This window comes from Streptomyces sp. NPDC006365 (genome assembly GCF_042870755.1).
Lineage (GTDB): Bacteria > Actinomycetota > Actinomycetes > Streptomycetales > Streptomycetaceae > Streptomyces > Streptomyces xiangluensis.
In genome coordinates this window covers 1-6,142 of record NZ_JBIAHS010000041.1, presented here as the reverse complement: position 1 = coordinate 6,142, position 6,142 = coordinate 1, and the positions used below count along the sequence as shown (strand labels likewise).

The window sequence follows — 6,142 nt, the reverse complement described above, 5'->3', positions numbered from 1 at the left end:
TGAGACGTCGAACACCTCCCTCAACGGCACGGGAGCCTTGTCCGTTGCGGGCGGCTACGCCATCACTCGATCAGTGGCCACGCTGAAAGACCTCATTGATAGACATGACGGACTCCCCGCCGCACCACAACCGCACCAGATCGGGCGGGGAATAGCAGGGAACCACGGCGAAAGAAGCCGATCCCGCGAGGCCGTACGCAGGTCATCCGCCCCAGGCCAGCACCGCGACCAGCGCCAATTGATCGCAGCTTCCCAAGCTGAGGGAACTGCCGTCGATCCGGACCGGCTTAGCTTGAATGGGGGGAGAAGCCCCGGTCAGGGACCGGGGCTTCTCCCCCCATGAGTGCGCTACTGCGAAGCCAAGGTCGGCCAGTCGCGGCTTCTGATTGTCCTTCAGGAGTGGTGAGGTTCGCTCACCGCCAAGAGGTGCCCGCGGCTGGTTGCGACACGGAGCACGTCCCACAAGGCTTCGGTCAGCTTCGTCGCCAGAGGGCGCAACTCCCCCGACTCCGCATCCTCGTCACCGAGTACTTCTAGTGCTTGCTCCAGCAGATCAGCCGCCATCCCGAGTTGGACCGCTTCAATGTCGTCCGCCAGGCGGGACATGTAGCCATCGCGGTCGTCGGTGCTGAGATAGCAGGGCTTGCCCTCCGGCCCCGACCACGGGAGAAGCCGTAGTTCGTTTCGGGCTGTCATCCTTGTGTCTGCCTCTCCTCGATCACGTGGTGGGTGGTGAAGACCGCGTCGACGCGGTCCCCCGGGAACACCAGAAGCGCGGCCTCAACGACCCGCCCAGCGCTGTCGGCGTCGACGCGTGTGATCGCGAGAACCGCCACGGCGGAGCTGATCCGGAGGGTCGAGACTTCGTCCGGCGTCGGGAGGCGGGCGCATACCGTCTCCCGGAATTCGGCCGGCGGGGGGCTCAGCATGGCGAACCTCGTGACTATCCCCTCGCTTGGGGTTCCGTCGCCGAGCACTGAGGTCGGCGTCAGGTCACGCGGGACGTAGAGGCGGGCCAGGCTGTGCGGCGACTCTCCCTCGTGGCTGATGCAGAGGAACTCGGTCAGTGGGGTACCGTTCGGCACCTTCAACAGGGCTGTCAGATGCCCGCGCGCCCGGATCGCGGTGGTGCGGACAGTGACGCGCAGAGCCGCGTCAGCAGCGGTCCACGGGTCCAACGTGCCCCATCCGCCGACGTATGTGATCTTGCGGAGGGGGCGACGAACGAAGTTCCCCTTGCCGTGGATCTTCTCGACGAGGCCTTCCCCCTGAAGCACTGCGAGAGCATTCCGCAGCGTCGGCGTGCTGACCCTGTATTGACCTGCTAGCTGGGTCTCAGAGGGAAGGCGTTCGCCGGCCCTGATGCGGCCGGTCGTGATCTGGTGTCGGAGGTCATCGGCAATGCTGTGATGGCGAGAAGGCACGGAGTCCATCACCGCCTTCTCAGCATCCGCACGGCGACGAACCGGGTCCGAGTGTGCATGGTCAGCAACTCACCCGACTCGAACGGGAGTTGCTTGGCCCCGTGGGGCAATTGGAAGAGGTTGCTCACCCGGCACGCCCGGCCGCCGACCTGTATGACGTCGCCGCACTGCACGGTGGTCGAGGTGATCTCGACGGTGGATACCAGCGCGCCGCTGGGTGCCCGTTCCCTCACCGCTTCACCTCCGCAAGCGTGGACTGGTCGAATGCCGAGTGGCAGGGGCAGTCGCATGCCTCGTAGATCACCGGAATGTCGATCGGCGCCGCGGCGGGGGAGGACTCCGCACAGGCATGGTGCGTGCCGATCCGGCATGAGGACGATCGGTAGGAAGCGGCTTCAGCGTGCGTGATGCGAGGCCGTTGGCGAGGAGGCATCAGCGGACCCCCGCGAGGGCGGACCAGGCTTCAGCCGGCAAATGGCGAGCTACCACAATCGAGCGCTGCCGTACGCGCTTCTCCCAGGCCAGCATGTACGGACGGACGAGCGCGATGTCCTCACCCGCGAGCGAGTCCGCGCGGTCCGAGTGCCATCCCTGGGCGGTCATCGACCTGTCGGTGAGCGCAGGGTGTGCCAAGGCGGCTGTCGGCCGGGAGGATGTTAAGGGGCGGCGGTGCCTGCCCTTGGGGCGGTGCCGCTCCCTGGTGAGCGAGACGGCACGACGGATACGGTTGAGCAACGCTGCTCAGCTCCTTATCGCTGATGGCTCGGTCCCCCGACATCGCCCGTCGTGGGGACCGCTTTGCGTACGACCGCCCAGAGGGTGCGGCCGTTCAGGCTGGTGGCGAGAAGCCCGAATTGATCGGCCTCGGCCACCGTCTCCAGGGCCTCCCGCCATGACTCGGCGGAGAGCGATTCCGGTACCTCCGCTTCGACCGTCGTGTGTCGGGCGTGCTCCCCCACGCGCGTGGGGAGCCCGACGGCCGATAACCGGGCGGCGATGGCCGCCGCGCTGACTCCCGAAGCGGGCACAGGGCAGCCTCCGTCACTGGCGATCACTTTGAGTGAAGCTAGTTAACTAGATTAGAGCTAGTGGACTAGATTTTCCATATGCCTGAGCAGCCGCCCTATCTCCGCATCGCTGACGAACTCCGGCGGCGGATCGCGGAGCACGTGTGGGAGCCGGGGGACCGTCTTCCCTCCCGCGCCCAGATCGGCCAGGAGTGCGGCGTGGGCGAGAACGTGGTGCGCCGCGCACAGGAGCTGCTGATCTCCCAGGGCGTGCTAGAGGGCCGTGCCGGTTCCGGTACGTATGTCGCCGAGCCCCGGCAGCGGGTGCGAGTTGTCCGTTCGGCGGCGCGCGAGCAGCCCGACGGGTCCCCGTTCCGCGCGGACATGAAGGCTGTGGGCAGGCAGGGGGACTGGGAGAGTCGGACCGACGCCAAGGTCCCGGCGCCGACGGAGATCGCGGCGCGTCTCGGTATCGCCGAGGGCGACCTATGCGTCCGTACCGCGTACGAGTTCCTCGCCGACAGCAGGCCGGTGCAGTTGTCGACGAGTTGGGAACCGTACGACCTCACCGCCGGCACTCTCGTCGTCCTCCCCGAGGGAGGGCCGCACGCCGGAGCGGGCGTCGTGAATCGGATGGCCGAGATCGGCATCACCGTCAGCCACGCCGTGGAGCAGCCCGAGCCACGGCAAGCGACCGCCGAGGAGGCGTCACTTCTCGGCATCCAAAAGGCCGCTCTGGTCACGCACATCCGCCGGACGTACTACAGCGACCAGGGGCGGCCCGTGGAGACAGCGGACATCGTGGTGCCCGCCGCTCACTGCGAGATCGTCTACGAGATCCCAATCAACCGTTAGAGGTCATTTCATTGGGTGAGGCGTGGTGGCTGATGAGCATGACGGCGAGGCCGGCCGAACCACGTGATACTCAGGCTCGAATCCCCGAGCGCGACAGCTCCAGGCCGTCATAACAGTCCCTGATCAGGGAGTCTGGGTCGGCGCGAGTCGCCATCGCCCGGAATGGCCGGGTGGGAGCGCCATGTCGCGCCGGACGGCCGCGTAATACCCTTCACGCGCGGCGCGCTGGCGATCAAGCATGGCTGACCACGTTTCTGGGCTATAGGACCCGTCTCGCAGGAATCCCTCCATGTCCATAACCGTGACGACCCATTCGCGGGCTTTCTCCACCACATCCGGGCTGCCGAGCATCAGCAGTGCTTCCCCGGCCGGATCCCGGTCGTCATTGGCATCGGCCAAATGAGGCGCTGCCTCCTCGGGCGACAAGGGGTGCGGGTGAGGGTCGTTGCCGAGGTGCGCCGCGATCCGGTAGGTCAGAGTGACGGTCTTCTTCAGCGACCGGGCGTAGTCGGCGTAGACCGTCAGCCGCCGTTCCTCCCATCGGGCCGCCTGCTCGCGACGGAAGCGGGCTTGATCGCCGCGCATGACCACCAAGTACGACCCGAGGGCGCCGATTACCACGCCCATCAAGGCGGGGAGCTGTTGTATAAACGCGGACATAGCCACACGCTATAGCGAGGAGACAGAGGCTACTTGACGTCAGAGGGCTTGACTCGCGGGCCGCGGATTCGCCCTTGTTCTGGCCTCCGCAGGCATCCACTCTCTCGGCTGCCGTAGCGATGCCTCCGCCCGAGGGCGTCGAGGGACAGTGCGTGTCTAACTGCGTGACAACGCCGAGGAACAGCGGCGGACAACCACGCACACCCACGGACCATCGCAGCAGGTGGAAGGCACACTGACCCAAGGCCGACCGCCCACCCAAGTTGCTTCGGGACGAAGAGGTCGTGGGTTCAAATCCCGCCACCCCGACAGGGAAGTACCAGGTCAGGGGCCTGATCCGCAGCGCGGGTCGGGCCCCTGAGTGGTTACCAGGGCCTCCTGGGAGAAATCTGGGAGAAGATCTTGAAATTTCTCTCCCGGACAGCACCTACTGGTGCACACGTAGACCCTCCTGCAAGAGACCGTGAGCACAACCACTGGCGGCGGTGGACACAGGGCGGAAGGAACATGCCGGCGCCGACGTACCCGTGCGTAGCGAGAGCGCTCCTCAGCGCGGAGCCACGACTGTAAGCACCAGATCTCTGTGCAACTGATGATCATCGATTACGCCTGAGTCGTGGTCTTCTGCTTGAGGCGTTCGTAGGGGGTCTGGCCGCCGAGGCCGCCACGCGGGCGATGGTAGTTGTAGTAGTCCTCCCACTCGCGCAGCTTGTTGTTGAGGACCTCGGCGTCGTCGATGACGACGCCGTCGAGGAGCCGGTAGAACTCCCTTCGTGCTGGCGATGTGCCTGCACTTCCGCGACAGTTACGCCGAGATCCTGCGCAAGCTGACCGACGGTCTGCGCACCGCAGTGCATACCCAAGCGTTACGGGTGGCGGGCACCTCCGCCGTCTCCAAAGCCCGTGCACGACTGGGCTTTGAACCGTTGAAGGTCCTGTTCGAGCAGGTGCGCGGGCCTTTGACCACACCGCAGTCGCCCGGCACGTTCGCCTTCGGCCGGCGCCTGCTGATGCTCGCGCTGGACGGCACGGTCCTCGACGTCGCACCCACGCCGGCGAATATCAAGGTGTTCGGGTCGCCACCCGGTGGCAGTCACAAGCCCGGACGCTACCCGCAGGTCAAGCTGGTCCTGCTGATCGCCTGCGGCACCCGCGGCATTCTCGACGCGCGCTTCGGCCCGCGCCGGGACAACGAGGTCGCGCTGGCCAAACAGCTGGCCATCACGTCGACTCTCTCCGGCGGGCAACTCGTGCTGATGGACCGGGCCTTTCACGGGCACGACATCCTCGCCCACATCGCCGCCTGCGGCGCCGACTTCATCGTCCGTGCCCACTCCCATCACTGGCTGCCCCACCTGCGTGAACTTGCGGACGGAAGCTTCCTGTCCTGCGTGCCGGACCGGGCGTCCAGCCAGCGTCAGGCCGCCTCCCGCTTCTGCAACCGGCGCATGCCACCGGGCCACCCTCACGGAGTGCCGGTACGGGTGGTGGACGCCGACATCACTGCCACCCCCGAACACGGAGTGCCCCGCAGCCGCCCGCTGCGGGTGATCACCAGCCTGCTGGACCCCAACCAGGCCCCGGCCGAGCAGGTCGCCGCCGTCTACGCCGAGCGCTGGAACAGCGAGACCAGCCTGTTCGAGGCCAAGATTCTCCAACGCGACCACCGGCCCCTGCTGCGCTCGCAGAGCCCCAACGGCGTCATCCAGGAGGTCTACGGACTGCTCATCACCCACCAATACCTGCAGTCCCAGCGTGCACGCGCCGCCCAAGCCAGCCTGGACCCCACGACCGGGGGGCCATTGGATCCCGACCGCATCTCCTTCACCGCCGTCCTGCGCACCATCCGCCGACACCTGCACTACCGGCCGGCCGCGGGACAGCCTCTGCTGATCGCCCTGGTCCAGGCCGACGCCCTGGCCCAGCTCATCCCCCGCAGGCCTCACCGCGTCAGGCCCCGGGCCAGACAGGCACCCAACCACCGCGTCCGAGCACCCGGACCCGTGCCCACCGGCAACGTCACCTACACGATCACCATCTGCCGCCGAGACGAGACACCCCGCGTCACACCTCAACCACCAGCCAAGTAGCGACGCGACGTTAGCCTCGCGCTTTCATGAAGCGGGCTGTCCGGCAGGCGGCCAGGAAAGCAGAAAGTGCCTCTGACCAGCAAGAATGAGGATTGTCTAGGTCCTT

General features: G+C 66.7%; 8 protein-coding genes. 2 read left to right on the top strand and 6 right to left on the bottom strand.

Annotated elements, in window-relative coordinates; all coding sequences use genetic code 11:
• Nucleotides 1-393: 393 nt before the first annotated feature.
• From ACFYO0_RS46345 to ACFYO0_RS46325, 5 genes are all read right to left on the bottom strand, one after another.
• Nucleotides 394-696, bottom strand: a complete 303-nt coding sequence (locus tag ACFYO0_RS46345; RefSeq protein ID WP_388688475.1) for a hypothetical protein — start codon at nt 694-696, stop codon at nt 394-396.
• The gene (locus ACFYO0_RS46340; protein ID WP_388688472.1) at nt 693-1,433 is read right to left on the bottom strand and encodes a GntR family transcriptional regulator; all 741 of its coding nucleotides are present in this window, start codon (nt 1,431-1,433) and stop codon (nt 693-695) included. The genes ACFYO0_RS46345 and ACFYO0_RS46340 overlap by 4 nt, the downstream gene beginning before the upstream one ends.
• Nucleotides 1,433-1,657, bottom strand: a complete 225-nt coding sequence (locus tag ACFYO0_RS46335; protein ID WP_388688469.1) for a hypothetical protein — start codon at nt 1,655-1,657, stop codon at nt 1,433-1,435. The genes ACFYO0_RS46340 and ACFYO0_RS46335 overlap by 1 nt, the downstream gene beginning before the upstream one ends.
• 199 nt (nt 1,658-1,856) lie before the next feature.
• On the bottom strand, nt 1,857-2,027 hold the full coding sequence (locus ACFYO0_RS46330; protein WP_388688466.1) for a hypothetical protein: 171 nt from the start codon (nt 2,025-2,027) through the stop codon (nt 1,857-1,859).
• 146 nt (nt 2,028-2,173) lie between these two features.
• On the bottom strand, nt 2,174-2,452 hold the full coding sequence (locus ACFYO0_RS46325) for a hypothetical protein (RefSeq protein WP_388688463.1): 279 nt from the start codon (nt 2,450-2,452) through the stop codon (nt 2,174-2,176).
• A 78-nt stretch (nt 2,453-2,530) separates the two neighbouring features.
• Between ACFYO0_RS46325 and ACFYO0_RS46320 the strand changes: the two genes are divergently transcribed.
• Complete coding sequence (locus ACFYO0_RS46320) at nt 2,531-3,286, top strand: GntR family transcriptional regulator (RefSeq protein ID WP_351055758.1); 756 nt, start codon at nt 2,531-2,533, stop codon at nt 3,284-3,286.
• Nucleotides 3,287-3,409: 123 nt separating this feature from the next.
• Here ACFYO0_RS46320 and ACFYO0_RS46315 read toward each other — a convergent pair whose 3' ends face one another.
• The gene (locus ACFYO0_RS46315; protein ID WP_388688460.1) at nt 3,410-3,946 is read right to left on the bottom strand and encodes a hypothetical protein; all 537 of its coding nucleotides are present in this window, start codon (nt 3,944-3,946) and stop codon (nt 3,410-3,412) included.
• 782 nt (nt 3,947-4,728) lie between these two features.
• Between ACFYO0_RS46315 and ACFYO0_RS46310 the strand changes: the two genes are divergently transcribed.
• Complete coding sequence (locus ACFYO0_RS46310; protein WP_388688478.1) at nt 4,729-6,036, top strand: IS4 family transposase; 1,308 nt, start codon at nt 4,729-4,731, stop codon at nt 6,034-6,036.
• The last annotated feature ends 106 nt before the right edge of the window (nt 6,037-6,142 follow it).

Bases quoted from the DNA above. Each gene is read 5' to 3' on its own strand.
- ACFYO0_RS46345 (WP_388688475.1), bottom strand. From the start codon at position 696: ATGACAGCCCGAAACGAACTACGGCTTCTCCCGTGGTCGGGGCCGGAG.
- ACFYO0_RS46340 (WP_388688472.1), bottom strand. From the start codon at position 1,433: ATGGACTCCGTGCCTTCTCGCCATCACAGCATTGCCGATGACCTCCGA.
- ACFYO0_RS46330 (WP_388688466.1), bottom strand. From the start codon at position 2,027: ATGACCGCCCAGGGATGGCACTCGGACCGCGCGGACTCGCTCGCGGGT.
- ACFYO0_RS46320 (WP_351055758.1), top strand. From the start codon at position 2,531: ATGCCTGAGCAGCCGCCCTATCTCCGCATCGCTGACGAACTCCGGCGG.
- ACFYO0_RS46315 (WP_388688460.1), bottom strand. From the start codon at position 3,946: ATGTCCGCGTTTATACAACAGCTCCCCGCCTTGATGGGCGTGGTAATC.
- ACFYO0_RS46310 (WP_388688478.1), top strand. From the start codon at position 4,729: ATGTGCCTGCACTTCCGCGACAGTTACGCCGAGATCCTGCGCAAGCTG.